Here is a 26,970-nt window from a genome sequence, read left to right on the forward strand (position 1 = left end):
TGCGCCCGGAGCTCCGGGCCAAGCTTGCTGCGTATTACAGGTCGATCTGCTCCACGTCGACGCCCTGGGTGGAGGAACGGCCCGCATCGTCGTTTTCCGCTTCGATCGGGGTCAAGGACCGGCCGGCGCCGTCCCCTCCGACTACCGGCTCGCCCAGGAACCGGGTCGCCACCGCGGCGAAGCTCTTCGGCAGGTCGGTGACGAGCAGCGCGAGGCTGCCCGGCGCAGTCCGGGACGTGGCGAGCCCCCGCTCGGCGAGGAACGACGCCACGTCCTCCGCGGTCGCCGACGCGCTGTCCACGATGGGGAGAGGGCCACCGGCCAGCGCCGCCGCCTCGGCCTCGATCGCGGCGCGGAGGAGCGGGAAGTGCGTGCACCCGAGCACGACCGAGCGGGCGCCCGCGCCGATGAGCGGCTCCAGGTAGCGCCGCGCGACGAGCCGCGGGACCTCGCCCTCGACCCAGCCCTCCTCCGCCAGCGAGACGAGCAGCGGGGCCGCCTGGCCAGCGACCTCGGTGCGGGTGCTGAGCGACGCGACGGCGCGGGGATAGGCGCCCGACGCGATGGTCCCGGCCGTCCCGAGCACGCCGATCGTGGCGCCGCGCGACGCGGCGACGGCGGCGCGCGCGCCGGGCAGGATGACCCCGAGGACGGGCAGATCGAGCTCGACCCGGAGCATGTCGATCGCGACGGCGCTCACCGTGTTGCACGCGACGACGATCGCCTTGACGCCGCGCCCGATGAGCACGCGCGCGCAGCCGAGCGCGTAGCGGACCACCGTCTCCGGCGACCGGGTGCCGTACGGGACGCGCGCCGTGTCGCCGAGGTAGACGATGTCCTCCGCCGGGCAGCGCCGGCGCAGCTCGCGCACGACCGTGAGGCCGCCGAGGCCCGAGTCGAACACGCCGAGCGGCGCGTCGCGCTGGGACGTCACGGCTCCTCGATGCGGAAGAGGTGCACCGGCTCGCGGAGGAAGTGCTCGCGCGCGACCGCGTCGATCGCGCTCCGCACGAGCCCCTCCGGCGCGTCGTGCGTGATGAGCACCACGTCGACCGCGGGCTCGCGGGCCGCCGGGCCGCCCGCGGGCGCCGCGCCCGAGCTCCCCTTGGTCGGCCCCTGCTGCACGATCTGCTCGATGCTGACGCCGGCGTCGCCGAGCGCGCCGGCGAGGCGACCCATGACGCCCGGGCGGTCCTCGACCGCGAAGCGCAGGTAGTACCGCGAGACGGTCTCGCTGAGCGGGCGGACCGGGCGGGGCTTGATCGACATGCCGCGGCCCTGCATGCCCGCGACGCCCGAGGCGATCGAGCGCGCGACGTCGAGGATGTCGGAGACGACGCTGACCGCGGTCGGCATGTCGCCGGCGCCGCGCCCGTAGACGAGCGACGGGCCGACGGCGCGCCCCTCGAGGAGCACGGCGTTGAGCACGCCGGAGACGTTGGCGAGCACGCTCTGCTTCGGGATCAGCGTGGGGTGCACGCGCAGCTCGATGGAGTCGCCGAGGTCGCGGCCGATCGCGAGGTGCTTGATCGTGTAGCCGAACCGATCAGCGTAGCGGTGGTCGGCCTCCTCGATGGTGCGGATCCCGGACGTGGGCACGTCGGCGCTGTCGACCTGCGCCCCGAAGGCGAGCATCGCCAGCACGATCAGCTTGTGCGCGGCGTCATGGCCGTCGACGTCGAGCGTCGGGTCGGCCTCGGCGTAGCCGAGCTCCTGCGCCTCGCGCAGCGCGGCGTCGAACGACGACCCCGTGTCGCGCATGCGCGTGAGGATGTAGTTGCAGGTGCCGTTCAAGATCGCGGTGACGCGCTCGACCCAGTCGCTCGCGAACGCGTCGCGGAGCGTCCGGATGATCGGGATGCCGCCGCCGACCGCCCCCTCGAACGCGAGGTCGACCTGGCGCGACGCGGCCCGCGCGAGGAGCGCGGGGCCGTGGGCGGCGAGCAGCAGCTTGTTCGCGGTGACCACGCCCTTGCCGCGATCGATGGCGCGCTCGATCAGCGCGCGCGCGGGCGTATCGCCGCCCATCACCTCGACGACGACGTCGATCGTGGGGTCGTCGACCACGTCCTCGGGGTTCGTGGAGAGCAGGCCGCGATCCAGGGCCGCGACGCGCTCCTTCTCGAGGTCGCGCACGACCACGCGCTTCACCACGAGGGGCACGCCGGCGCGCTCCGCCAGGTAGCCGGAGTTCTCGGCGAGGAGGCGGAGGACGCCGCCCCCGACCGTCCCGCAGCCGAGGAGCCCGATCTGGATGGGGGCGCCGCCACGCAGGCGCCTGCGATCGCTGGCGGCGTGGGGTTCAGGGTTCAAGTTCAGGGGCGAGGCGCCTTCCGTCTTCATGCGCGCGGAGCTTAGCGCTTCTCGCGCCGAGACGTGACGCCTATGCTGCGACGGCCATGGCGGAAACGATCAAGGGCGTTCTGGGCAACGAGTTCAGGTTCCACGTGGGCGAGGACGGGGGCGCCGTGGAGCGGGGGCCGCTGCTCCCGCTGCGCGTGCTCGTGGTCGCCGATCTCACCCCGCGCGATCCTCACAACGCCGGGGCGAGCCCGCCCGCCGGCGCGGCCCGCGTCGACGCGAGCCGGTTCGATAACCTCTTCACGATACTCCGGCCGCGGATCGCGATCGAGGTGCCGAGCGTGCTCGCGGGCGGCCGGGCCGCGCGCGTCGACCTGTCGCCCACCGGCATGAAGAGCTTCCGGCCCGACGCGCTGTGCGCCGAGGTGCCGCTGCTGCGCTCGCTCCTCGACGGCCGGCGCGTCCTCGAGCGGCTACACGACGGCTCGGCCACGCTCGATCAGGCGCGCGCCGAGCTCGATCGGCTCTGGGGCGGCTCCCCGCTCGTGCGCGACATCCTCGGCCTGCTCCCGGCGGAGCGCGCGGGCGCGTCGCCGGGTCGACCCGCCGCGCCCGCGCCGGAGCGACCCGCCGCGCCCGCGCCGGGCTCGGACGTGGACGCGCTGCTCTCGATGGTCGATCTCGGCGGAGGCGGCGGCGGAGACGCCGGCGCGGCGCCCCCGCCGGCGGAGGCGGGCGGCGCCGCTCAGAGGCCCGCGGAGGGGGGACGGTTCTCGGAGCTCATCGCGACCGTGGCGGCGAGCGCCCGCCCCCGCGCGGGGCAGGCCGCTCGCCCCGCCGAGGCGATCGGGCAGATCGAGCGCGCGATCGGCGCGCAGCTCGGCGCGATCCTGCAGCACCCGGAGGTGCGGCGCCTCGAGGAGGCGTGGCGGGGGCTGAGCCTGCTCGTGGACCGCGTGAAGACGGCGGAGGGCGTCCGGGTCGAGGTCGTCAGCGCCCGGCCGGACGAGGCGGCCGGCGCGCTCGCGCGGGTGCTCGCGCAGACGGCGAAATCCGAGCCGCCGGCGTCGGTCGCGATCGTGGACGTCGCGATCGACGGCAGCGCCGCCGCGCTCGCGCGGCTCGAGGCGATCGCGCGCGTCGCCGAGGCGCACGCGCTCCCCGCCGTGGTGAACGGCGACGCGCGGCTGCTCGGGGTCGACGATCTCGGCGGCGTCGAGCGGCTCGACAACAAGGCCGCGCTGTTCCGCGCGCCGCACCGGGCGCCGTGGCGCGCCGCGGCGGCGCGGCCTTGCATGCGGTGGGTCGCGATCGCCATGAACCACGTGCTCGGCCGGATGCCCTACGACAAGTCGAGCTCGCGGATCCGGGAGGCGGCGATCGTCGAGCAGCCGGGCGACGAGGGCGGCCGCGTCTGGATCGCGCCGGCGTACGTCGTCGGCGCGCTGATCGCGGCGAGCTTCCGCGAGACGGCGTGGCCGTGCCGCATCGCGGGCGCGATCGGCGGCGGCGTGGTCGGGGACCTGCCGGTGCACGAGGTGAAGGGCGCGTACGAGGGCGACGAGGGCGTCGCGATCCCGACCGAGGCGTTCGTGTCGACCGAAACCCAGCGCGATCTCTCGACGAGCGGCGTGCTCCTGCTCGCGTCGGCCCCGAACAGCGACGCGGTGTACGTCCTCACGGCGCCGACGGCCTATGTCCCTCCGGAGAAGCTCACGTACGACAGCCCGACGGCCGAGCCCGAGGAGCGCCTCGAGCGCGTCTCGCTCGTCGACCAGCTCTTCGTCGCGCGCGTGGTCCAGTTCCTGCGCGCGCTCTGCGCGAAGCTGCCCGCGGACAGCGACCCCGCGGAGGTGCAGCCGGTCGTCGAGGGGGCGCTGTGGACGCTGTTCGAGAACGCGCCCCCGGCCAGCATCGAGCTCGCGGTGAAGGCCGGCCGCGGCGAGGGCGGGGCGCAGATCGCGGTCACGGTGCGCCCGCGCCGCTTCCTCGGGGTCGGGCTCGACGAGGTGTCGCTCGAGCTGCCGCTCGGCTGACGCCTCGGCAGGATTGACGCCGCACGGCCCGCGGGGGAAGAATCGCCCGCATGCGGCTCCGCGTCGCGATCCTCATCTCCGTCCTGAGCACCCTCGTGACGACGTGCGAACGGCCGCCGGCCCCGCAGGCGCCGACGGCCGAGTGCGGCTGCCGCAAGAAATAGCCGCCGGGTTCGCGCATCTCGGCCGGGCCCTCCTCAATCGGCCGCCTCGCGAAGAACGACACGGCGGCTCCCTGGGGCGAATCGACCCCTGTCGCCGCGGAGCACGAGCTCCTCGGGCGGCACCGACCTGTCCTGCGGGTGATGAGCTCCCGGAAGACCCGAGATCGTTCACCCCACCTCGGCGGAGCTCCGGCAGAGGAATCCTGCGTGGCGCACTCACACGCACCGCAGAATCGCCACCCGCCATCCGGAGGCATCGTCTCGACACGATCTCTCCGAGGCGGTCGGCCGGCGCTTCTCCGGTGCCGACGATGCGCGCGGAACGATCGCCTCTCTCGTCTCGACGGAGCGCATCGGATTGCGCCTTTACGCAGATGCTCCGTGGCGCGGTCGCTCATTGCGCGGCCGCTCCGCGGCGCAGTCGCCGATTGCTCAGTCGCTCCACGGCGCAGTCGCTCCGTTGCTCAGTCGCTCGGTTGCGCGGTTGCGCGGTTGCGCGCGAATTGCGCAGCTCGCGCGACGCGCGCTGACCGACTCCTCAGGAGGCGGGCGTTGCGTCCGCCCTGCGTTCGTCGGGAACGGCCCGCGTATTGCAATCGCGACGCCGCATGAAGCCTTTCACCCAGCAGAACCTCCGCTCCGATCACTCGTTCGCCGGCCGCAGGGCCGTGGTGATCGGTGGGAGCATCGCGGGCCTGGTCGCAGCCCGCGTGCTCGCCGACCATTTCGACGAGGTGGACGTTATCGAGCGCGACGGCATCCCCGACGACCTCCGCGAGGCCCGCAAGGGCGCGCCGCAGGCCCGCCACCTCCACGGCCTGCTCGCCCGGGGAGAGCGCATCCTGAACGACCTGTTCCCCGGGTTCACCGAGGACCTGATCCGGGACGGGGCCGTCGCGTACGACTTCGGGGTCGGCCTCGCCTGGCACCACCTCGGCGCGTGGAAGCCGCGCTTCCATACCGGCGTGCAGACCGTGTGCATGACCCGGCCGCTGCTCGAGGCGCACGTGCGCCGCCGCACGTTCGCGCTGCCCGCGGTGCGGCGCCTGGATCGGCGCGAGGTGATCGAGCTCTCGGCCTCTCCCGATCGCTCCCGGATCACCGGCGTCGTGGTCCGACGACGCGACGAGCCGGGCGGGCTCGAGGAGCTCTCGGCGGACCTCGTGGTGGACGCCAGCGGGCGCGGCTCGCGCGCGCCCGCGTGGATCGAGGCGCTCGGCTACGCGCGGCCCGACGAGTCGGCCATCCAGGTCCGGGTGGGGTACGCCGGCCGGCAGTACCGCCCGCGGGATCCGGCGCAGGTCCCGTGGACGTCGCTGTACGTCCTCGGCTCGCCGTCCGACAGCCGGCGGTTCGGCTGTATCGCGCCGGTCGAGGGCGGGCGCTGGGTCGTGGTGCTCGCGGGCCTGTTCGGCGACCACCCGCCCGCCGATCCCGAGGGCTTCCTGGAGTTCGCGCGCCGCCTGCCGAACGACGCGCTCTACCGGGCGCTGCTCGGGGCCGAGCCGGTGACGGACATCGCCACCTACAAGTTCCCGGCGCACCTCCGGCGGCACTACGAGCGCATGGCGAGGATGCCCGAGGGGCTCGCCGTGCTGGGCGACGCGCTCGCGAGCTTCAACCCCGTTTACGGACAGGGGATGACGTCGGCCTGTCTCCAGGCGCTCGCGCTCGACACAGCGCTCGCGGAGCAGCGCCGCCGCGCGGGCCCCGGCGCGATCGCGGGGCTCGCGCGCCGCTACCACGTGGCCGCGGCGAAGGCGGTCGATCTGCCGTGGCAGATGTCCACCGGGGAAGACCTCGCCTACCCCGAGACCGACGGCCGGAGGCCGCTCCTCCAGCCGATCGTGCGCTGGTACACCGGCATGCTGCACCGCGCCGCACAGGTCGATCGCGAGGTCTACGTGCGCTTCGTACGCGTGATGCACATGCTCGACGGGCCCGAGGTGCTCGTGGATCCCCGCCTGATCCTGCGCGTGCTGCGCGCGGGGAGATCGGCCTCGCCGCCCGAGGTGACCGCGGCCGCCCGGACGCACCGGCAGCCCGCCGACGCCTGAGCGGCCCCGGCTGCCGCCCCGCTGCGGTCGCGTGGCGGCGACAGCCTGCACCGGCATGGAGGCCGGCGCCACCAGGCGCGAACGAGGCCTTTGCAGCGTCGACAACGGCCCCTGGTGGGGAGCCGCCTCGCCGCAGAGCGCGGCGGCGGGCGTTGCCTGCCCGTCCTGTTCTGGTAAGAAGTGCGCGCATTTACCCATCACCGCTCGGCGCGCGAGGCGGCTCCTCGCGGAGGCAGGACATGACCGATCCGATGAATCCGCTGCTTGAGCTCGTCACCCGCGATCGAGAGCACGACTGCGATGGGTATGGCCACGTGAACGTCTGTGTGCGGGTGGTCGGCGTCGCCGAGCTGCCGACCCGCGCCGGGCATTTCCGCATCGTCGCGTTCTGGAACAACCGCGACGCCAAGGAGCACATCGCGATGGTGCACGGCGACGTCGTCGGCGCCTCGAACGTGCCGACAAGGCTGCACTCCGAGTGCCTGACCGGCGATGCCATGGGCTCGCTGCGCTGCGACTGCCGAGATCAGCTCCTCGAAGGGCTGAAGAAGATCAAGAGCATGGAGCGGGGCATCCTGCTCTATCTGCGCCAGGAGGGCCGCGGGATCGGCCTCATCAACAAGATCCGCGCGTATGCGCTGCAGGATCAGGGGCTCGACACGGTCGACGCGAACCTCGCGCTCGGCTTCCGGGACGATGAGCGCGACTACGCCGTGGCGGCGCACATGCTGCACAGCCTGAACGTGAGGTCGGTCGAGCTCATCACGAACAACCCCAACAAGGTCCAGCAGCTCACGCAATACGGGGTGTCCGTGACCGGGCGTATCCCGCACGTGATCCCGCCGAACGATCACAACCGCTTTTATCTGGAGACCAAGGCGAAGCGGTCGGGTCATTTCATCGATACGTGGGGCAAGCCGCACCTGGTCGAGCAGAGCGATCCGGTCGTGGTCGACGGGATGTCACCGCCCCCGTCCGAGCCGACCCCCGCGAGCTGAGGCGCCGCGCGGCGCTGTCGTCATCGTCTCACGGCGCGGCGAGCAGGCGGCGCACCCGGCCCGCGTGGGGGCTCGACGGGAACTGCGCGAGGAACGCCTCGGCGCGGGCGCGCGCGGGGTCGGCGCGCCCGCGGCGCAGCAGCGCGTCGATCGCGATGAGCTCCCGCTCCGCCGCGAGCCGGCCGTGGGGGAACTCGGCCCGGTGCTCGTCGAGCAGGGCGAGCGGCGCCTCCGGCGACCGCGCGAGCGCGGCCCTGATCTCCGCGAGCCGTCCGGCCTCCTGGAGCAGCTCGTCGCGCTCCAGCAGGGCGGCCCCGGGCGCGGCCGGCCGAGCCGCGGCACCGCCCTGGCCGGCGCTCCTCGAAGCCAGCTCCCCGCGCGCGGCGGCCCGCGGCGGCGGCTCGGCGCCGGGCACAGGCGCCCCGAGCGCCTGATCGCTGCAGCCTGCGAGGAGGACAGGGAACGCGGCGGCGAGGCCGCCTGCGATCCATCGATGGCGTGACGAATGGTGAACGACGTTCATGTCGCCGGACTCCTTCATGCGGCCGAGCTGACGGATCTCCGCTGACACGGGCTCGCGCCAAGGCGCGCGCCCGTTCCCGGCCGCAGCTCGCCGTCGCCGATGCCGCGGGGGCGGCACGGCGTATTCGACGTGTTCGGTTCGCGCTCCAGCAACGACGGCTCGAGCGCCAGCATCCGTGGCTGACAGGCGTAGTGTAAAATTGAATATCGCTTTGTCAACTCTACTTACATAGGTCGTCTGAAAGCAGCGTGGGCTCTTGTCAAAGGCGGCGGTCGCCGCACTCGGCTCACACTCAGCCCAGAAAGCTCAGAACGTGCCGGCGACGCCCGCGCCGACGCCGCCGATCGCGGGTGCGAGCGAGAGGCGGAAACTCTGCGTGTCCGGGCCGGCAACGCCCGGGCGCGGACCGTGAAACAGAGCTGGAATCAGCACGCCGGCGGCGGAGCCGAACACGGCGCCCGTGAGCACATCGGTGAAATAGTGGCGGTCGCCGGCGATGCGCAGGTAGCCGGAGAGCGTGGCGATCGCCATTCCTTGCGCCCATACCCACGGCGCCGCGCGATAGCCGCGCATCGACGCCACGGTGCCGCTCGCGGCGGCGAGGGAGAATGCGGCCGTGGCGTGGCCGGAGAAAAAGGAGAGATCGTCGTCGTGCGGGACGGGGCGTGAGCAGCTCTCGCCGGCGCAGAGCACATCCTGGTTGTCGTGGCGGGAATAGGGCCGCTGGCGGCCGACAATATACTTGGTGAGCTGGTTCAGGCCCATCGCCACCACCATCGCTTCGGTGACGATCACGAGGTCGGCGGCGGTGTTCTCGGAGCGGCCGTCGTGCCACGCGGCGAGCGCGGTGAGGCCCAGCGCGGAGACGGGCGCGACGCCGAGGACGGTCACGTTGCTGAGATCATGAGCGGTTTCCGGGTTGCCCCTCCAGACCAGCGCGTCGCGGATCGACGTGTCGAGCGCGTTGGTCGCGCACCAGCGGCACGACGCGGGCGCGAGGCCCTTCTTGGAGAGCTCGGAGATGGCCCACCCGGCGCCGCCGACGACGGTGATCGGCAGATCGATCTCCGGCCGGTACGTGAGCTCGGGAGACGGCTCGGCGGCGGCGGCGGCCGGCGACAGGGCGACAAGAAGGACGGGCAGAGCGATCGCGGCGGTACGCACAAGGAGCGCGAGCGTAACCCGGGCGACACGGCGCGGGAATGGATGCGCGCGCCGGGGATCGCCCCTCCCCTCCGCAAGGTGCCGCCGATCGCCGGTGGCGCCCGCCTCGGGTCGCCGGCGGCGTCCACCGGGGTCGCCTCCCCGATCAGGCGCGCGACGGCCCAGGCGCGGCGAGGAGCAGCCCGTCGAGCAGGCGCGCGTGGGCGTCGTCGACCAGGCACCGGAGCTCCACCGGGCCGGCCTTGGACAGCGCGCCCGACGCCGCGAGGGTCGCGAGGCCGTGGTGCATCGCCCAGATCGGGACCGCCAGCGCCATCGGATCGCCCGGCGGGAACGCCCCGGCGCGCTGCGCGTCCTCGACGAACCCGAGGAGCAGCCCGAGGTTCTGCGACGTGGCCGCCGCGACCCGCGGGTCCTCCACGTTCACCTCGCCGGAGTACATCACGTGGAAGGGCGCCGGGTGCTCCAGCGCGAAGCGGACATAGGCGAAGCCGGCGGCCAGGAAGCGCGCCCGGAGCTCGCCCCCGGCCTCGTCGAGGGCGGCCGAGATCTGCGCGCCGAGCGCCGCGCTCGCCTGCACCGCGAGCTCCGTCATCAGGGCGCGCTTGTCCGCGAAGTGACGGTACGGCGCGGCGTGCGAGACGCCGATGCGCCGCGCGACCTCGCGCAGCGTGAAGCTCGCGTTCCCCTGCGCCTCGATGAGCGCGAGCGCCTCCTCCAGCACGGCGCGCCGGAGGTCGCCGTGGTGGTAGGGCCGGTCGACGGCGCGCGACGCGGGAGCAGGAGGGGTGCGCGCGCGCGGGCGGCGGCGCTTCAGGGGGGGAGCCACAGCGCAGGCGCACGGTACCACGAAATCCGCCCGCCGCAGGGCCCGCGGGACGGCCGTGAAGAAAATGTTGGCAGTGGAAACTTTCGAATGTTGCCAGTGTCATCATCGGGCGTGCGGGCGGCCCGGAGAGGGGCCGGCGCGCCGTACCCCCGTCCAGGAAAGGAGCCCCGTATGTCCGAGCCCCGTCGATCCCCCGATCGCGAACACCTCCTCGCCGCCGTGGAGCGCGTCCGCGGCGTCGCCGCCGCCCACGCCGAGGCGTCCGAGCGGCTGCGCACGCTCGCGCCTGCGGTCGTCGACGCGCTGCGGTCGAGCGGCCTCCTCGCGATGGCCGCGCCGCGCGCGCTCGGCGGCGCGGAGAGCGATCCGCTGACGCAGCTGGAGGTCTTCGAGGCGATGGCGCGCGCGGACGCCTCCGCGGGATGGTCGCTGATGATCAGCGCGCTGCTCGCCGCCCTCGCCGGGGGCACCTTGCCCGACGAGGGGGCCCGGCAGGTGTTCGCAGGGCCGTTCCCCACCTTCGCGGGGCTCCAGGTCCCGAGCGGCCTCGCGCGGCGCGTCCCGGGGGGCTACGCGCTCGAGGGCCGCTGGGCGTTCGGCAGCGGCGTGCGGCACGCGCGCTGGGTGTTCACCTGCGCCGTCGTGGCGCCGGAGGGCGGGGCCCCTCCGGCGGGGCCGCCCGAGATGCTCAGCCTCGCCGTCCCCATCGAGCAGGTGGTGCTCGAGGACACGTGGGATGTCGCCGGCCTGCGCGGCACCGGGAGCGATCACTACCGGATCGAGGGCGCGCTCGTGCCCGAGGCGCTGACGTGCCCCTTCCCGGGGGCCCCGCGGCGGCGCGGCGGCGCGCTGTACGCGATCCCCCTGATCGCCCAGCTCGCGGCCGGTCACGTCGGCTTCGCGCTCGGCGTCGGGCGGCGCGCGCTCGACGAGATCGCCGCGGTCGCTCCGCGCCGCATCAAGGCGTGGCCGCAGCTCGCGCTGGGCAGCCACGCGGCATTCCACATGGACCTCGGGCGCGCGGAGGCGAAGCTCGCCGCGGCGCGCGCCTATGCGTTCGACACCCTCGGGCGGATGTGGGACCGGGCGCGCGCAGGGGAGACGCTCTCGATCGAGGACTGGACGGCGATCCGGCTCGTCCAGACCTACGTGACCGACGTCGCCGCGGAGGTCGCGGGCTTCGCCTACCGCGCCGGCGGCGGGGGCGCGCTGTACGCGGCGAGCCCGCTGCAGCGCTGCTTCCGCGATCTGCACGCGGCGACGCAGCACATCGCCGCGACCGACGATGCCTACGAGTTCGCCGGGCGCGCGCGGCTCGGGATCGCCGAGCTGCACCCGATGCTCGCCCCGCGACCGGCCGCGGGCGGCGATCAGGCTCGACAGGCCGGCTGATCGAGCTCACTCACGGGGCCGGGGAAGCATTCGACTCCTGGATCGACGACGTGCCGTTCCATCGATAGCTGCCGCCGGCGGCCGTCCGCCCCTTCCAGGCCCTCTCAGCGCGCCTCCGGCCACACCGGCCGATCGCCGAGGATGCGCGGCTTGTGGCGCTCCAGGTAGGCGCGACACCAGGGGTCCAGCGCCTCGCGCCGGCCGACTCGACGGATCGCCGTGTAGAGCACGAGCTCGCGCAGCTTCATGAACCGGTCGAGCTCCGCCAGCCACCGCGCGGAGAGCGCGTTTTCCCGGGCGTATCCGTCGAGGAATCGGTCGCGAAACATCTGGAGGAGCTCGAGCGGAAGGCCGGGGCCGAGCGGGTCGATCGCGACGTAGAAGAGGACGATCCCGAGATCGCTCGCGAACCACTCGTACGCGCAGTCGTCGAAATCGATCAGCGTCAGCGCGTCGCCGTCCCTGAGCACGTTGCCGAAGTGGGCGTCCGTGTGCACCAGACCGAAGGCGTCCCGGTCCGTCGGCAAGGCCCGGAGCTCCGCGATGAGCCGCTCGATCCGGCCGCCGATCGGCTCGCGCTCGTCCTCCGGCAAGAGCTCCCGTGCACGGGCGAAGTCGCCATCTTCATGCCACGCGTGGCGCCGACGCGCCGACGGCGGGACGTACGCCCTGGTCGCGGCGTGCAGCCGGCCCAGGAGACGCCCCCACGCGGTCGCCACGCCCGGCGTCAGGTCGTCGGCCGAGAGCGGCGCCCCGGGCGCCTTCGCGTACGCGCGCGCGCAGACGGCCTGGCCGGGCTCGCCGAGCAGCGCCGTATAGCTGCCGTCGGCGGCCCGGATCGCCGGCGCGGCGCGGACGCCCCGCGCCGTCAGGTACTCCAGCCACTCGCACTCGGCCTCTACCGCGTCCGGGGACCTGTACCCGGGATCCCCGAGCTTCAGGACGAAAGCGCCGTCGCGGCGCCGCGCCTCGAAGACCTGGCTCTCGAAGCCGCCGAGGAACCGGCAACTCGCCGGATCAGCCCCATAAAGCGCGAGCGCGCGCGCCAGGACCGCGGGGTCGACGGGAGTCGTCACGTCCGCACCCGGGCGGCCCCGCTCAGCGCCCCATCTTCATCTGCGGACGCGCCAGCAAGCGGTCCACGTAGGCCTCCAGCTTGGGCCGCCCCGGCGGGCCGCCCCACAGGCGCTTCCAGATGAACATCGAGCCGATCATCACGTCGGCCGCGGTGAACCAGTCGCCGAACAGGTAGGGCCCGTCCCCGAGCTCGCCTTCGACGACGTCCAGGGCCGTCTCGAAATCCGTCCACCCCCGCTGGGGTTGCGTCTCGATCTTCAACAGGTGGTCGCTCATCGCCGGCTCGAGCTGCGAGGTCGAGTAGACCATCAGCGACAGATAACGCCCCCGCTGCGGCGCGCCGATGGCGGGCGCCAGCCTGGCCTCGGGGAACTTGTCCGCCAGATACAGACAGATCGCCGCGTTCTCGAAGAGCCTGGCGTCGCCATCCACCAGCGCGGGCAGCTTGCCAGCCGGGTTGACCTTCAAGAACTCCGGCGCCTTGTGCTCCCGCTTCTCGAAGTCGATGGGAACGATCTCGTACGAGGTGCCGCACTCGTCGAGCATCCACTTGGTGACGGCCGCACGGCTCTGGGGATTGTAGTAGAGCTTCATCGCTATCTCCCTCTGGTGATCTGGTGAAACGCCCCGCAGGGTCTGTATTTCGTCTAGGACGAAGAGCCTGCCTTGAGCCGGAGGTGCACGGACAGCAGGCGCGGCAGATCGCTCCTCGGGGCCTCTGCGTCGCGCCACTCGCCCAGGTGGACGAGCTCGTACCCGGACGACAGGCCCGCGTTCACGTACTCCGAGACATCGTGCAGGAACGCGGGCACGCGCTCGGGCTCGCCCGTCTCCCGGTTGACGAAGTTGGCCTGACCGCCGCGCAGCTGCCGCATGGGGTGCAGCTCGCAGAGGAAGAGCTCGCCGCCTCCACGCAAGGCGCGGGCCGCCTCGGCGAAGACCGCCTCGACGTGCTCGATGTGCTCGAGCACGAGCATGGCAATCACGACGTCGGACGAGCCGCCGGCGACCGGCCAGGCCTCGTGAATGTCGTGCTGCACGAACCGGACGCGGGGGGAGACCACGCGGGCCCTCGCCTGCCGCAGCATCCCTTCGGAGAAATCCAGCGCGAGGACGCTCCCCGCGCGCTCGGCGAGCCACTGCGTGTTGCGCCCGGTGCCGCAGCCGATCTCGATCACGTCACGGCCGGCCAGCTCCAGGCCCCGTTGCCGGAGCACCGCGGCGGAGAGCTCGCGGGTCCGGTTGGGATCGTCATCGTACGTCGCGGCCCAGCGATCGTACGCCGTGGCGATCTCGGGCCTGCTCGGAGAGGTGGACATGCGCTTGCCCGCCTCCTAGAGCCCGAGCTCGCTCAGCCCCGGATGATCGTCGGGCCGGCGTCCGAGCGGCCAGTGGAACTTCCGGTCCTCCGCCGCGATGCGCACGTCATTGATGCTCGCCTCGCGCCGCCGCATCAACCCGTGGGCGTCGAACTCCCATTGCTCGTTGCCATGGGCTCGATACCAGCTCCCGCTGTCATCGCGCCATTCATAGACGAAGCGCACCGCGATCCGGTCCTCCGTGAACGCCCAGACCTCCTTGATCAGCCGGTAGTCGAGCTCCCGCTGCCATTTGCGGTGCAGGAACGCCTCGATCGCCTCCCTCCCCTGGAAGAACTCCGCCCGGTTCCGCCAGCGGCTATCGACGGTGTACGCCTGAGCCACGCGCGCGGGCTCACGGCTGTTCCAGGCGTCCTCAGCCAGCCGCGCTTTCCGGGCGGCGGTCTCGGCGGTGAAGGGCGGCAACGGCGGGCGCGGCGCGGCGGGATCCTGGCTCAAGGTGCACCTGAACGAACCTTCGTCCAATCTCCCCTTCCCGGCAACCCCTTTTCGCGCTCGGCTCTCCAGCGGCTCTCCGGGGCTCACCCGCTCCCCTCCTGCGGCAAGCACGCGCACGGCCGGTTCAGCGCGGGAGGGGCATCCACGCGCCGTCCGCCGGAACGTGGATGTGCGCGGACAGGCGCTTCGTCGCGGCGCGCTGCACGAACGCCGTGACCGGCTCGCGGTAATGGCCGAAGGTGGTGTGGTGGATCGGGATCACGTGGCGGGCGCGGAGGAGCGCCGCGGCGGCCACGGCCTCCTCGGCGTCCATCGTGCGGAGGCCGCGCGCGCCGTCGACGCCGACCGCGCCGAGGTGCGGCAGCCAGAGGTCGATGGGCGCGAAGCGGGCCGCCACCGCGCGCATGGGATCGGTGAAGACCGAATCGCCGGTCCAGTAGATCGAATAGGGATTCTCGCCCTCCCAGCGCAGCACATACCCGTTGCCCTTTCCGAGCGTCGCGTCGAGCGCCGCATCGTGGGCGTGGTTCGCCGGGACGGCGAGGATCCGGAGGCGGCCGGCGCGGGTCGGAATGACCGTCTCGCTGTCCCAGTCGAGCGGCGTCAGCCTCGTGAACCCCGCGGCGCGCGCCGCCTCGGCCGCGTCGGGCGGGAGGACGAAGGGGACGTCCTTCGGGAGCGTCTCCTTCGCGACCGCATCGAAGTGGTCGGCGTGGTTGTGGCTGAGGAGGATGACGTCGAGGCGCCCGAGCGGCTCGGCGGGAGGATCCGTGTAGCGGGCGACCGGCGCGTTCTCGACGCCGGTCGACGGGTGCTTCGGGAGGACGAACGCGGCAGGCCCGCGCGGCCCGAGGACGGGATCGGTGAGGAGCCGGAGCCCGTCGCGCTCGAGGATCGCCGTCGGACCGCCGCGCCACTGGAGACGCGCGCTCGTGGCCTCGGCGGCGGCCGATGCGCCGGCCGAGGGCCCGGCGGCGGCCGATACGCCGGCCGGCGGCGCGCTGGCGTCGACGCGGTTCGCCGGCGCGCACGCGGCCAGGGAGAGCGCGAGCAGCGGTGCCGCGAGGGCGGCCGCGCGCGCCGGCGGCGTCCGCGGGAGGCGCGCAGAGCGCTCGCCGGACCCGGGCACCGCCCCGGTGAAATGAGGATCTGGAAGCTCCTCGGCACGTCCAATCGACCCGCTCGAGACACGCATGCTCTGGTTCATCGTCGTCGCCTTTCTGGCCGCGCTGTGGCGAGGAGCACTTCGGCGAGGGAACGCGCGCGCGCGGCGGCGCCCGGTCCCCCCTCGCGGACGGCGGTCACCGTCGCGCCGTCGATCAGCAACAGGAGCTGCGGCGCCAGCGCGCCGGCGTCCGGCACGCCGGCGTCGCGCAGGAGCCCCTCGAGATAGTCGATGAGCCGCTGCTTGTGGCGCTGCGACGCCTCATGGGCGGGGTGGCTCCGGCTCGCGACCTCGACCATCGTGTTGAGGAACGCGCACCCGCGGAAGTCGTTCGCGGCGAACCGCTCGGCGAACGCGTCGAAGACCGCGAGCGGTCGCTCGCGCGGGTCGCTCGCGAGCTCCTCGACGCGCCCGGCCAGCCACGCGCGAAAGCGCGCGTCGCGCGCGTCGAGCACCGCCACGAGCAGCTCGTCCTTGGTCCGGAAGTGGCGATAAAAGGTGGCCTTGGCGACCTCCGCCTCGGCGATCAGGCGATCGACGCCGACGGCGCGATACCCCTCCGCATAGAAGAGGCGCTCCGCAACCTCGAGGATGTGCCGCCGGGCATCGCTCACGTCCCTGATTAAGACAGACAGGTCTGTCTTGTCAAGGGCGCGTCGCCGCCGGCGCGGGCGCGGGCGGCTCGGCGGGGAGCGCCAAGAGAAGAAGGGAGAAGACCCCTGTTTCTTCTCTTCCTGTCCTGGCGTCCTTGGCGCCTCGGCGGTTCACCCGCTCTGCGTCGCTGTACCCGACGCGGCCGAGCGCCGGTGCGCGGCGGGGACCCTCCCTCGCACCGGCGCCGCCCCTTCCTTCACTTCACGGGACGCTCATCTCGAACGCCACGCTGTAGTTCGGCTGGGCCTTGCCCGTGACCGAGCCGACGAACGGATCCGAGTCGCGCAGCTGACCCCAGCGCGTCGTGCCGCCCGTCATCGACGTTCCGTCGGTCGTCGCCGCGTAGCCGACCATCACGCCGGAAGCTGGGAGGCTCCGCGCCGTGATCTTCACCGCCTCGCCGTCGATCTCGACACCGCTGATCTCGATGCGGGTGTTGCCGCTCCAGAGCTCGAATCCGCGGCCCTGCGCCCACTCGGTGAACGCCGTCTGGTGGGGAGACGGCAGCGCGCTGTCCCAGACGAGCGGCGGCACCGGAACCTGGAAGCGCACGGTGACGACGTCGCCGCTGCGCTCGACGCGCGTCGGCTGGAGCGGCTGCCAGTCCTTCCCGAGGACGACCTTCTCGAAGTAGACCTGGCCGTATTTCTCGCCGAGCTGCTGGTACCCGTTCGCGTTGAGGTGGATGTGATCCTGCGCGTACGGATACTGGTACTTCGGACCCGAGCAGACGATATCGCCCGGATGGGTCACGCCCACGCGCCACTGCGCCAGGGTCGACGTCGACCGCGAGCCCACCTCGGCGTGCACCGAGTGCTGCTGGGATACAAGCATCGGGATGCTCCGCGACTGCCCGGTGAGCGGCAGGATGTCCTGGTTGTAGTCGGACCACAGCTTGAACAGCTCGTCCTCGTAGGTCGCGCTGCCGGCGTCGGACTCGCCGTGCGTGATGAGGATGGCGCCGACGCCAAAGGTCTTGCCGGCCTGGCTGGCGAGCCGCGCGATCGCCTCGGCCTCGAACAGCGTCGCCGCGTAGGCGCGGCCCATGGACGTGGCGCCGCTGGCCACCTCGGTGGCGCCCTTCCGAAGGACGCTCATCGGCTGGCCGCTCTCGCCGACGACCGTGTGCACGGTGACGTGGTCGCCGCCCGCGGCGGCCTTCACCAGCGACGAGATCTGGTCGGCCATCGCCGTGTGGGGCGTCTCGCCGTAGAGGTTCTTCGGGTAGGCGCTCGGGTACGTCGTCGCGAAGTTGCGGATGGGCTCGACGAGCGGCACCAGGGAGAGGGCGCTGCTCTCCGGATCGAACGGCGGCACGGTCGCGTCCCCGAGGGACAGCTTCAGGTTGTTGAAGCGCTGCTGCGTCCCGATGGGCGGCGTCCCCTCCGCGCCGACCGACAGGCTCTGTCCCGTGCCGACGATGCCGGTCCAGTCCCAGGCCGGCGCCGGAGGTACGCCGCCGCCGGCGCCGCCGGTGCCCGCCGGGCTGCCCCCGGTCCCTGCGCCGCCCCCGCCGTCCGCCGCGCCCCCGGAGCCGGCGGAGGCGCCGGAGCCGCCGGTGCCGCTCCCGCTGCTCGTCGCGCCCTGACCGCCGGAGCCTCCGTCACCCCCCGCGCCGGAGGATGAATCGCTCGATGAATCGCACCCGAGCCCCATCAGGAGAAGAACGAGGATACCTGATGAGCTGAGGCCCAAGAACAACGGATTTCGCATGATGGCTCCTTGTCGCCCACGAGCTGGTCCGCAGATCCCGCGTCCGAGGGAGTGGATCGCCGGTCCTCGCGATCGAGGCGGGGCCGGCGATGCTGCGGAGGCGATCCGCGCTGGCGTCAGGCACGGCTGTCCAGGGCCGCGGCGCAGGGCGCGGGCTGTGGTGCGCGGTAGGCGCATAGTAGAACCAAACCGGTTAAGCTTGTCAAGTTTTCAAGGTCCCACCCGATACGCTCTCACTGTAATACAAGCAACACGTGCTCGCTCCTTCGCCTGGGCATCGTGAGGGGCCGCTGTCACGCCACAGCGCTGCCGGGCGAGCCATGAGGAGGAAGATGGACTAGGCCCTCCCCCTGTCGCGCGGGGAGCGGCGTCGCCCCCGCGCCGAGGAGGACCCATCATGGACCTGCGAATTTCTGGTCAACGAGCGATTGTCACCGGCTCGACCGCCGGGATCGGGCACGCCATCGCGCAGCGCCTCGCCGGAGAGGGGGCCGAGGTCATCATCACCGGGCGCACCCAGGCTCGCGTCGACAAGGCCGTCGCCGCCATCCTCGAGCAGGCGCCCTCGGGGCGGGTGCGCGGCCTGGCCGCGGATCTGGGCACCGAAGCGGGCTGCCGCAAGCTCATCGAGGCCACGCCCGACGCCGAGATCCTCGTCAACAACGTCGGCGTTTACGGCCCCAAGCCGTTCGAGGAGATCACCGCCCGCGACTGGCAGGAGATCTTCGCCACCAACGTCATCTCGGGCGCGCTGCTCTCGCAGCACTACCTGCCTCGAATGCTCGCCCGGGGCGCAGGCCGGGTCATCTTCATCTCCAGCGAGTCGGCGGTGCAGATCCCGGCCGAGATGATTCACTACGGCGTCACAAAGACCGCCCAGTCGGCCCTCGCCCGCGGCCTCGCCGAGCTCACGCGGGGCACGGCGGTGACCGTGAACTCGGTCCTGGTCGGGCCGACCCGGTCCGAGGGCGTCGATCGCTTCGTGACCGATCTGGCGTCGAGCCGCGGCGCGAGCGTCGCGCAGGTCGAGAGCGAGTTCTTCACCACCACGCGCCCGACCTCGCTCCTCGGCCGCTTCATCACCTCCGAAGAGGTCGCCAACGTGGTCGCCTTCCTGGCGAGCGGGCTCGCCGCGGCGGTGAACGGCGCCGCCGTGCGCGCCGAGGGCGGACTCTTGAAGGGCGTCTTCTGAGATGAGCGACAAGGGATTTCTGAGCTGGGTGACGCGGCTGGTCCTCCTGCACCGCCGCGATCTGCTGGGGGTCGCGAGGCACCAGGGCCTCGCGGCCGAGGACGCGCTCGACGCCGTGCAACAGGCCTTCGTGACCTTCCTGCGATTGCCCCACGCGCGCGCCCTCACCGACGAGGAAGAGGACAGCCGCAAGCTCCTCACCGTCCTGGTGCGCAACGAGGCCCGCAATGGGCGGCGCCGGCATCATCGCAGCCGGCCGCACCTCGGCGCCCCCGCGGCGCTCGAGGAGCTCGATGCCGGCGCGCCCTCGGTCGAGGCGCTGATCACTGCGGCCGAGGCGCACGTGACCGCGCTCGGCTGCATCGACCGCCTCGGCGAGGTGCAGGCGCGGGTCGTGACGTTGCGGCTGCTCGACGAGCTCCCCGGAGAGGCCGTGGCGGAGCAGCTCGGCCTCACGGCCAACCACGTGGCCGTGCTCCTCCACCGGGCCAAGCAGCAGCTCCGCGAGTGCATCGACGAGCGAGCCTGAGCGGAGCGATCGCTCACGTCGCCGCGCCGAGGGCTCCGGCGGGCGCTCTCCTGGGCGCGCGTCGCGCCATGTACTCTCGAGCGGACTGGGCCATGGTGACCAGCGCGGCGCCGAGCATGATCGCGTCCTTGATCACCAGGCGGCCCCGCCCGCTCAAGTACGGGAACCCGTGCTCCGCGTCGCCGAGCTTCGGCACCCAGCTCTCGGGCGTGGTGATCAAGAACGACAGGGTGACGACGGACATCCCCACCACGAGGAGGCTGCCCACCGCGCCGAGCTCGGGCCTCCAGTAATGCGCGGCGATCAAGAGGCCAAGGCCGACGATCGCCGCGCCGAGCCCCCACGAGAATCGATAGGTCCCGTTGGCCTCGTGCCAGGCCCGGTTGGCCGCCACGAGCTCTCCCTCCTTGTTCATGTGCCTCGTGTACTCGGGCGCCGGGTGTTCGTAGAAGAAGCTCATCGCCGGGCTGTTGGCGACGAAGGGCACGATGCCATCGGCCTCGTAGGGAAACGCCTTGAGCCCGCCGATCCACAGGAGCACGGTGATCAGCCCGATGCGCAGCGCGTGCATTCCGATGCGATCGGCGCGCGCGGCCCATCGCATCGCAGCTTCGAACCAGGTCATGGGAATGCCTCCAGTCAGGGGAGCCCGGGGCCGGAGACTGCCCGGCCACGGGGATCACCCGCAGAGGTCGCGGAGCCGCCGGGCGTTACAAGGCGCCGCGACTTTCTGTCGGCGTGCGTCTCCAGGCCGTGCTCTCCACCCAGGCCGCCAGGTAGGGCGCGCTCGCCTCGCGTCGCTGGAGCAGCACCAGGAACGGCGACGTCACCTGGAAGGACCGGGGCGGCGGCCGCCCGTAGGAGCCGACGACGGCCTCTGCCGTCGCTCCGGCACCGCCCTCGTTCAGGTGGAACTGCACCCGCTGCTTCGCCTCGCCGAAGCACTTCCCGTGCAGCTCCTCGCCGAGTACCGCGAGGCCCCCCCTCGCGCGTCCTCTCTCCTACGGCGCGGCGAGGGCCGCCATCTCGTCGGCCGAGAGGGCACGGTCGTAGATCCGGAAGTCGTCCATGTACCCCTTGAGGAAGGGATCCGTCGGGAACTGCGAATCGCCAAGGAAGTTGCTCGCCGTGGGCGCCAGCTGGGACGGCTTCACGTCGTCTGGAGGAGTCGGCGTGGTCGATGCCACGGAGACACCATCGATCCATATCTGGTACGTGCCGCTCGAGATCGTGACGGCCACATGCTTCCAGACGTTGACGGTCAGCGGGTTCGGGACCGCCACGAACGCCTCGTTTCCATCGTTGTAGACCGCGAAATGCAACTCCCCGACAGCGTTGGACGGGGTGAGATACATGAATCCGTTACCGCCGAAGTCGAAGATGCGAGACCACATGTCGATGCTGCTCAGGTTGACCCAGGTCGCGATGGTGAGATCGTCGAGGCCGTCGGTGAGGGCGTCGGGGAGATCGACGAAGGGGTCGGCGCCCTGCAGGCTGAGCGCGCCGCCGATTCGCCCCGTCGGCGACCATCCGGCGCTCCCGGCGAGCGTCGCGTCATTCGCGTTTCCCGACGCGTCGCTGGCGATGAGGCCGGTCTCCTCGTCGAACGTATAGTGCACGACGAGCGTCGGAGCCGGCCCGGCGCCGCCGCCTCCGCCCGCTCCGCCGCCGCCTTCACCACCGCTGCCGCCGCTGCCCGTCGCACCGCCGCTGCCCGTCGCACCGCCGCTGCCCGTCGCACCGCCGCTGCCCGTCGCACCGCCGCTGCCCGTCGCACCGCCGCTGCCCGTCGCACCGCCGCTGCCCGTCGCACCGCCGCTGCCGGTCGCACCGCCGCTGCCGGTCGCACCACCGCTGCCGCCTTCACCCCCGCCGCCCGCGCCGCCGATGCCGCCTGTGCCCTCGCCGCCCGCGCCGCCCGTGCCAGGCGTGGTCCCGCCGCTGCCGCCTGAGCCGCTCGTGGTGGAGCTTCCACCCGACGTCGTCCCGCTGCCGCCGCCGCTGCCGCCGCTTCCCGGGTCGTCATCGCTCGATCCGCATCCGGTGGCGACTGTTCCGAGCATCACGGCCGTGAGCAGCATGGCCCCGAGACTACCCGACAAGATCGATGCCTCTCTCATAGCATCCTCCAATGAAGGCAATTCCTCGAGCCTCGGGGAACGGTCCGACGGTGCTCGAGAAGGGTTGTAAAGTGGAGCAGGTCGCGCCGACGACGGCGACCCTCGTCAAGATTCCAGCGTCCGGTCGCGAGATGAACCCATCTCACATACCGCGGAACGACACCGTACCATACACTCCGGTCCGGTTCGGCTCCACGGACACCGCGATCGGCCGCTCCTCCGTGGGACGGAGAAGATAGGTCAGCGCAGCGCCCGCGAACGCCGCTGCGCCTACACCGAGAGAGATGTCGGCTATCAGGTACCGCGTACGCACGCTGGCAAGATCGCTGTCCGTGCACTTCGGCCTGCAGGTCTGTTCGAGGTGGTCCTGCTCGGATCGACCCATGAGGCCCCACACCGCAAAGCTCGCCGCGCCCGCGACACCCACGCCCGCCAGCACGTAGGTCCACGCCGGCACCGGACGGTAGCTCTCCGTCACGAGGGCCTGAGCCACCGGGGCCTGCGGGACCACGACGGGCTCGAGCGCGACGTTCAGCTGCTGGAAGCGCTGCCCCTCGAAGAGGATGAGCTCCTTGGCCACCGGCCTGTACCCGTCATGCTCGACACGGTACGTATGCTTCCCCGGATCGAGCCTGAGCGGCGCACCGCTCGATGACAGCTCGACCGGCTGGCCGTCGACCAGGACCCTCGACCCGGCGACCTGCTCGCCGCCGCTCGTCACGTTGAAGACGACCGACGGCGTCGCCCTCTCGATCTCGTCGACCCACGCGGCGCAATCGCGAAGGACCGGCGCCGGGCATTCCGATCGCGCGCAGCCCTTCAGCACACGGCGTGCCTCGAGCAGGTGCTGATTCCTCCGGAGCGTCTGCACCTCGGCGTGCGCCGCGACACACTGCTCCACCCCCGAGGCCGCTCCCGCTTCCGGCGCCGCGGGCTCGTCCGCCGGAGCCGAGAGCGGCCAGAGAGAGGTCGCGAGCAGCGCGAGCACCCCGCGCCCGCCGCGCCTCATCCCGAAAGGCTTCGCCCATCGCAGCACGTCCGTCTCTCCAGCCATCACGCCGAGCTCCTCGTGTCCAGCAGACTCGCATCCGACAGCCTGTGGAGCAAACTTCCGACGGTCCGCCGGGCGCGTTCGCTCGCGGCCGCCGACCCCGGTCACAGCGCCGCGAGGGCCGCCACCTCGGCCGCCGAGAGCGCACGATCGTAGATCCTGAAGTCGTCCACGATCCCGTTCAAGTAGGGATCCGTCGCGAACTGGGAGCGGCCGATGAAGTTCTGGGTCGTGTTCCCCACCTCCGAAGGTCGGGTGTAGATCAGATCGCTGGTCATCACCTCGACCCCGTCGACGTAAATCGAAGAGCGATTCGGGTTGAAGGAGGCCGTCACCGCGACGTGCCTCCACGCCCCGACCGTCAAGGTCCAGTCCGCTGTATACTCATCGACGCCCGCAAGGGAGTTCACCGAGAAGCGGAGGCCCGGCGGATCCGCCGCCTTCGGGCACAGGTAGATCCACGCCGATTCCCCGGATCCGAAGTCGAAGATCCGCTGCCACAGCTGCTGCCGGCCGAGGGAGACCCAGAGGGAAAACGTGATCTCATCGAGCGTCTGCACGATACCGGGCGGAACGTCCACGTACTGCTCGACCCCCGAGAGGGACAGCGCGTTTCCGATGTGCCCCGGCACCCACGTCCCACCCATCACGATCGCGTCGTGCAGCACGTCGCCGGTGGCGTCCGCCGCGAGGTCTCCCTCGGTCTCGTCGAACGTGTAGTGCAGGAAGAGCCCCCTTTCGAGGTCGACGAGGGGACCGCCCCCGACGCCCCCGGCGCCGGCCTCCCCGCCGGCGCCCCCGGTAGCGCCGGCGCCCCCGGCGTTCCCGGCGCCACCATCCCCGCCATCGCCCCCGATGCCGCCGTCGCCCCCATCGCCGCCGGCGCCCCCGGTAGCGCCATTCCCGCCATCGCCGCCGCGGCCTCCCGAGCTGCTGCTGCTCTCGCTGGAGCTCTGCGTCGCAGAGCCACCCCCGGCGCTCGTCGTCCCCTGCTGGAGATGGGACAGGTCTTCGACGAACGAGCACGCCCCGAGGAGCAGGGGAGCGATCGCCAGGAGCGCACGTGCCGCCGGACGAAGAGCCGCAGGGCCGGCCAGCAACCTTCCATGACCTGCCATGTTCATGTCACCTTCCACAAGATTGACGTCTCCTGAGCGCGTGCGATGAGGCGGTCGTGGCCCGGGGACCACGGCCACCACAGGAGCACAGGGGGAAAGAGCCCGGCGCCCTCGCCGAACCGAGGCGTGGGGCACCCCCGGATGCCAGCTCACGGCCCGCCGGACTCCGGCCAGCCATCGGCGCCCCAGCTCAGCTCGGCCACGCGAAGGGCCCACATGCCGTCCGCGTCGGCGTCGTACGAATGGTAGATATGATACCAGGACTCACCATCTCGGATCAAGCCGTTGCTGCCAGGCCCGCGCCACCTCGAGCTGCCGGTCAGCACGCGCGAGCCGCCGCCGTCGAGCATGCGGCTCCCGAGCCTGTCCACGTAGGGACCGGCGAGCGCCTGGGACCGGCCGACCATGATCTTGTACGTGCTGCTCGAGCCGGCGCAGCAGGTGTCGAACGAGGCAAACAGGTAATAATGTTCGCCTCGCCTCACGACGAACGGCGCCTCGATGGCCGTGCTCGGGCGTGAGGCGACGGACGTGAGCGTCCCGTCGACGGGAGCGCCTGCGAGGGTGAGCTGCATGAGCTTGAGCCCCGACCAGAAGCTCCCGAACAGGAGCCAGGGCGTGCCCCGCTCGTCGATCACGACGTTCGGGTCGATGGCGTTGTAATCGGTGCCCTCGCTGCAGACGACGGCGCCATGATCCAACCAGCGGGTATGCGCGTCGTCCAGAGACGGCCTCGTCGCGTGACCGATGCAGGAGCGGTTCGTCCCGAAGTACGAGGCCGCGTAATACAGATGATAGAGCCCGCCCCAGTAAGAGATGTCCGGCGCCCAGAGCGAGTCGACGTCTCCCACCGCGCTCGCGACCCATTCCGGCGTGGAGCTGAATACGGCGCCGGCGAGGCCCCAGTGCACGAGGTCCGCCGAGGTCCGGATCGCGATCCCGGGGCCGGTGGAGAAGACGTAATACAGATCCCCCGCCCGGACGATCGACGGATCGTGCACTCCCTGGACGTCTCCGCTGAGGGCAAGCGCGACCGGAGGACGGTCCGTCGCAACGGGACCGCCGCCGTCACCCCCCGCGCCCCCGGTGCCGGCGCCTCCGGTGCCCGCGCCGCTACCGCCCGCGCCTCCGGTGCCCGCGCCGCTACCGCCCGCGCCTCCGGACCCCGCGCCGCTACCGCCCGCGCCTCCGGACCCCGCGCCTCCAGAGCCCGCGCTCCCGGAACCCGCGCCCCCGGTGCCCGCATCTCCAGAGCCCGCCGAGGCACCGGACGACACGCTCACCGTCGCCGGTCCGCCGGCGCCGCCCTGTATTCGTGTGTCTCCGCCTGTCCCGCAACCGCTCATCACGGCCAGGACCAGCGCGGAGAGCGCCCCCGTACCCGAGGTCGTGTCGACAGGCAATCTCACATGCACTCGACCTTGAAGCGCTTGATTCCATCGGCGTCGATGGTGTACGGCGGGTCGCATCGCGGGCTGGCAGGCACGGCGGGAGCGGGCGTGGCCGCCGACGCCGGAGGCACGGCGACCTCGACCGCGACCGGCGCCTTCACCGACGATCCGGCCTGCTTCGCCGACGGCCTGGCCGGCTTGGCGGACTTCGCGGACGGCTTGGCGGGCTTCGCGGACGGCTCTGCCGCCGTCGCGGATGGCGCAGCGGCCACCGCGACGGCGGCAGAGCCCGACGAGGGAACGGTCTCGTCGCGCAGCGGGAGCGCCGGCTTCCCGGACGCAGCGACAGCGGCGGGCGCGACGGGGATGGGCGACGGAGGCGGCGCCGCCAGCGAATCCGCGGCGTCCACGGACGGGGACGGGGAGCGCGAGGCACGGAACGTGACGCCGAGGACGACGCCGACGCCGATCACCAGCACGGCCGCGGCGAACAGCGAGCGGAACACCCGCTTCATCCACGGGCGCGGCGCCTCCCCTTGCACGTCCGTGCGCCTCGAGTCCGAGCTCGTCATCGTGGCGTAGCCGGCGCGCGCGAGCGATTGCGACAGCGGCGGCGGGGACGACGATGCGACGTCGGCCTGCGCGTACGAGCGCGCCATGGAGGCGCGGCGCTTCATCTCCTCGCCGATGATGCGCCTCGTCTCCGTGCGAAGCTCCTCGAACTCGCGCGACACGAACCTGCCGATGTCGCGGTTCGTCACGGGGATCATCCCGGCGAGGAACACCTCGAGGTCGACCTCGAGCTCCGGCGCGGTGGCATAGCGTGCCTCCCGCGAGAACGACAGCGCCTTGAGAATGATGCGCTCGAGCTCCTCGGGCACGTCGGGGTTGATCTCGCGCGGCCTCGGGAGGTTCCCGTTCAGCACGCGATTCATGATGACGACGTCGGTCAACCCCTTCCACATCCGCTCGCCCGTCGCGGCCTCCCAGAGCATGACCCCCACCGCGTACAGATCCGCTCGCCGATCGACCTGGTTCCCCTCGATCTGCTCGGGCGGCATGTACCCGATCTTGCCCTTGATCACCCCCGTCGCCGTCTCGGCCCCCGTGCCCAGGAGCTTCGCGATGCCAAAATCGATGAGCTTGACCTGACCGTCGTAGCTCACGAAGACGTTGTGCGGCGAGACGTCGCGGTGCACGACGTTGAGGGGCTCGCCGTCGAAGCCGGCGAGCTCGTGGGCGTAATGAAGGCCGCGAAGCACGTCGATGATGATGCGGAGGTGCATCTCCAGCGGGAGCTTTGTGCGCGCCCGCGTCCGGACGACCGAGAGCGGCTGGCCCTCGAGGTACTCCAGCACGATGGCGGCCCCGCGGGTCGTCTGGACGATCGCGCTCGTCTGGACGATGTTCGCGTGGTTCAAGCGAGCGGAGAACCGCGCCTCGTTGATGAACATCTCCCGCAGCTCGGCGTTGTCCTGGAAGTCGGGCCGGAGAAACTTCAGGACGACGAGCTTGTCCACGCCCTCCGCGCCGCTCTGCACGGCGAGGAAGACGTGCGCGGTTCCTCCCCGCCCGAGCTCGAGCAGGAGATGATGCCCCTCCTCGGGCGGACGACTGCTGGACGGCCCTACGTTCACCTTGTCGATGATGGCACGAAGAAAACCGCCCCGACCAGACGG

General features: G+C 72.1%; 25 protein-coding genes. 6 read left to right on the top strand and 19 right to left on the bottom strand.

Translation table 11 applies throughout. The features are described from left to right. Positions 1–34: 34 nt before the first annotated feature. Both murI and WMF36_RS25600 read right to left on the bottom strand, forming a co-directional pair. A complete protein-coding gene (murI, locus tag WMF36_RS25595; RefSeq protein WP_437573367.1) occupies positions 35–934 on the bottom strand; it encodes a glutamate racemase in 900 nt (299 codons plus the stop codon). Continuing rightward, complete coding sequence (locus WMF36_RS25600) at positions 931–2,343, bottom strand: homoserine dehydrogenase (RefSeq protein ID WP_437573368.1); 1,413 nt, start codon at positions 2,341–2,343, stop codon at positions 931–933. Before WMF36_RS25600 ends, murI begins: the two co-directional genes overlap by 4 nt. A gap of 56 nt (positions 2,344–2,399) precedes the next feature. Here WMF36_RS25600 and WMF36_RS25605 point away from each other — a divergent pair, with 56 nt between their 5' ends. From WMF36_RS25605 to ribA, 3 genes are all read left to right on the top strand, one after another. Next, the gene (locus WMF36_RS25605; protein ID WP_437573369.1) at positions 2,400–4,337 is read left to right on the top strand and encodes a type VI secretion system contractile sheath domain-containing protein; all 1,938 of its coding nucleotides are present in this window, start codon (positions 2,400–2,402) and stop codon (positions 4,335–4,337) included. 772 nt (positions 4,338–5,109) lie between these two features. Beyond that, entirely contained in the window at positions 5,110–6,558 is a 1,449-nt protein-coding gene (locus tag WMF36_RS25610) for an FAD-dependent oxidoreductase (RefSeq protein ID WP_437573370.1), read from the top strand. 251 nt (positions 6,559–6,809) lie between these two features. Then, complete coding sequence (gene ribA, locus WMF36_RS25615) at positions 6,810–7,556, top strand: GTP cyclohydrolase II (protein WP_437475975.1); 747 nt, start codon at positions 6,810–6,812, stop codon at positions 7,554–7,556. A 28-nt stretch (positions 7,557–7,584) separates the two neighbouring features. Here the strand turns inward: ribA and WMF36_RS25620 are convergent, their stop codons facing one another. From WMF36_RS25620 to WMF36_RS25630, 3 genes are all read right to left on the bottom strand, one after another. Further along, positions 7,585–8,079 carry a hypothetical protein gene (locus WMF36_RS25620; RefSeq protein WP_437573371.1) on the bottom strand — a complete coding sequence of 165 codons (495 nt, stop codon included), beginning with the start codon at positions 8,077–8,079 and terminating at the stop codon, positions 7,585–7,587. 306 nt (positions 8,080–8,385) lie between these two features. Next, positions 8,386–9,243 (bottom strand): phosphatase PAP2 family protein, encoded by an 858-nt coding sequence (locus WMF36_RS25625; protein WP_437573372.1) that lies wholly within the window; start codon positions 9,241–9,243, stop codon positions 8,386–8,388. A 145-nt stretch (positions 9,244–9,388) separates the two neighbouring features. Beyond that, positions 9,389–10,072 carry a TetR/AcrR family transcriptional regulator gene (locus tag WMF36_RS25630; RefSeq protein WP_437573373.1) on the bottom strand — a complete coding sequence of 228 codons (684 nt, stop codon included), beginning with the start codon at positions 10,070–10,072 and terminating at the stop codon, positions 9,389–9,391. A 171-nt stretch (positions 10,073–10,243) separates the two neighbouring features. Between WMF36_RS25630 and WMF36_RS25635 the strand changes: the two genes are divergently transcribed. Beyond that, complete coding sequence (locus tag WMF36_RS25635) at positions 10,244–11,464, top strand: acyl-CoA dehydrogenase family protein (protein ID WP_437573374.1); 1,221 nt, start codon at positions 10,244–10,246, stop codon at positions 11,462–11,464. Between the two features lie 104 nt (positions 11,465–11,568). On the opposite strand, the gene WMF36_RS25640 is transcribed toward WMF36_RS25635, so the two are convergent. The 7 genes from WMF36_RS25640 to WMF36_RS25670 all read right to left on the bottom strand — a co-directional run bounded on the left by WMF36_RS25640 (position 11,569) and on the right by WMF36_RS25670 (position 17,890). Then, complete coding sequence (locus WMF36_RS25640; protein WP_437573375.1) at positions 11,569–12,540, bottom strand: phosphotransferase enzyme family protein; 972 nt, start codon at positions 12,538–12,540, stop codon at positions 11,569–11,571. Positions 12,541–12,562: 22 nt separating this feature from the next. Then, on the bottom strand, positions 12,563–13,135 hold the full coding sequence (locus tag WMF36_RS25645) for a glutathione S-transferase family protein (RefSeq protein WP_437573376.1): 573 nt from the start codon (positions 13,133–13,135) through the stop codon (positions 12,563–12,565). Positions 13,136–13,188: 53 nt separating this feature from the next. After that, positions 13,189–13,860, bottom strand: coding sequence for a class I SAM-dependent methyltransferase (locus WMF36_RS25650; RefSeq protein WP_437573377.1), 672 nt, complete (start codon positions 13,858–13,860; stop codon positions 13,189–13,191). 15 nt (positions 13,861–13,875) lie between these two features. After that, positions 13,876–14,358, bottom strand: coding sequence for a DUF1348 family protein (locus tag WMF36_RS25655; protein WP_437573378.1), 483 nt, complete (start codon positions 14,356–14,358; stop codon positions 13,876–13,878). 124 nt (positions 14,359–14,482) lie between these two features. After that, positions 14,483–15,565 (bottom strand): MBL fold metallo-hydrolase, encoded by a 1,083-nt coding sequence (locus WMF36_RS25660; protein WP_437573379.1) that lies wholly within the window; start codon positions 15,563–15,565, stop codon positions 14,483–14,485. Next, the gene (locus WMF36_RS25665) at positions 15,562–16,137 is read right to left on the bottom strand and encodes a TetR/AcrR family transcriptional regulator (protein WP_437573380.1); all 576 of its coding nucleotides are present in this window, start codon (positions 16,135–16,137) and stop codon (positions 15,562–15,564) included. Before WMF36_RS25665 ends, WMF36_RS25660 begins: the two co-directional genes overlap by 4 nt. A gap of 241 nt (positions 16,138–16,378) precedes the next feature. Then, positions 16,379–17,890, bottom strand: coding sequence for a sialate O-acetylesterase (locus WMF36_RS25670; protein WP_437573381.1), 1,512 nt, complete (start codon positions 17,888–17,890; stop codon positions 16,379–16,381). Between the two features lie 397 nt (positions 17,891–18,287). On the opposite strand from WMF36_RS25670, the gene WMF36_RS25675 reads away from it, so the two are divergent. Together WMF36_RS25675 and WMF36_RS25680 are read left to right on the top strand one after the other, a co-directional pair. Then, positions 18,288–19,082 carry an SDR family NAD(P)-dependent oxidoreductase gene (locus WMF36_RS25675; protein WP_437573382.1) on the top strand — a complete coding sequence of 265 codons (795 nt, stop codon included), beginning with the start codon at positions 18,288–18,290 and terminating at the stop codon, positions 19,080–19,082. Position 19,083: 1 nt separating this feature from the next. Then, positions 19,084–19,611 (top strand): RNA polymerase sigma factor, encoded by a 528-nt coding sequence (locus tag WMF36_RS25680; RefSeq protein ID WP_437573383.1) that lies wholly within the window; start codon positions 19,084–19,086, stop codon positions 19,609–19,611. Between the two features lie 13 nt (positions 19,612–19,624). Here WMF36_RS25680 and WMF36_RS25685 read toward each other — a convergent pair whose 3' ends face one another. The 7 genes from WMF36_RS25685 to WMF36_RS25715 form a co-directional block, all read right to left on the bottom strand. After that, positions 19,625–20,236 carry a DUF417 family protein gene (locus WMF36_RS25685; protein ID WP_437573384.1) on the bottom strand — a complete coding sequence of 204 codons (612 nt, stop codon included), beginning with the start codon at positions 20,234–20,236 and terminating at the stop codon, positions 19,625–19,627. An 85-nt stretch (positions 20,237–20,321) separates the two neighbouring features. Further along, the gene (locus WMF36_RS25690) at positions 20,322–20,531 is read right to left on the bottom strand and encodes a hypothetical protein (RefSeq protein WP_437573385.1); all 210 of its coding nucleotides are present in this window, start codon (positions 20,529–20,531) and stop codon (positions 20,322–20,324) included. 81 nt (positions 20,532–20,612) lie between these two features. Beyond that, positions 20,613–21,692, bottom strand: a complete 1,080-nt coding sequence (locus WMF36_RS25695) for a LamG domain-containing protein (protein WP_437573386.1) — start codon at positions 21,690–21,692, stop codon at positions 20,613–20,615. Between the two features lie 181 nt (positions 21,693–21,873). Next, complete coding sequence (locus WMF36_RS25700; RefSeq protein WP_437573387.1) at positions 21,874–22,785, bottom strand: hypothetical protein; 912 nt, start codon at positions 22,783–22,785, stop codon at positions 21,874–21,876. A 101-nt stretch (positions 22,786–22,886) separates the two neighbouring features. Further along, positions 22,887–23,900, bottom strand: coding sequence for a LamG domain-containing protein (locus tag WMF36_RS25705; protein ID WP_437573388.1), 1,014 nt, complete (start codon positions 23,898–23,900; stop codon positions 22,887–22,889). Positions 23,901–24,049: 149 nt separating this feature from the next. Further along, positions 24,050–25,309, bottom strand: a complete 1,260-nt coding sequence (locus WMF36_RS25710) for an arabinan endo-1,5-alpha-L-arabinosidase (RefSeq protein WP_437573389.1) — start codon at positions 25,307–25,309, stop codon at positions 24,050–24,052. After that, the gene (locus WMF36_RS25715; protein ID WP_437573390.1) at positions 25,306–26,928 is read right to left on the bottom strand and encodes a serine/threonine protein kinase; all 1,623 of its coding nucleotides are present in this window, start codon (positions 26,926–26,928) and stop codon (positions 25,306–25,308) included. Before WMF36_RS25715 ends, WMF36_RS25710 begins: the two co-directional genes overlap by 4 nt. Positions 26,929–26,970 lie beyond the last annotated feature (42 nt).

The sequence above is a fragment of the Sorangium sp. So ce887 genome (assembly GCF_051521455.1).
In the GTDB taxonomy this organism is placed as follows: Bacteria; Myxococcota_A; Polyangia; order Polyangiales; family Polyangiaceae; genus Sorangium.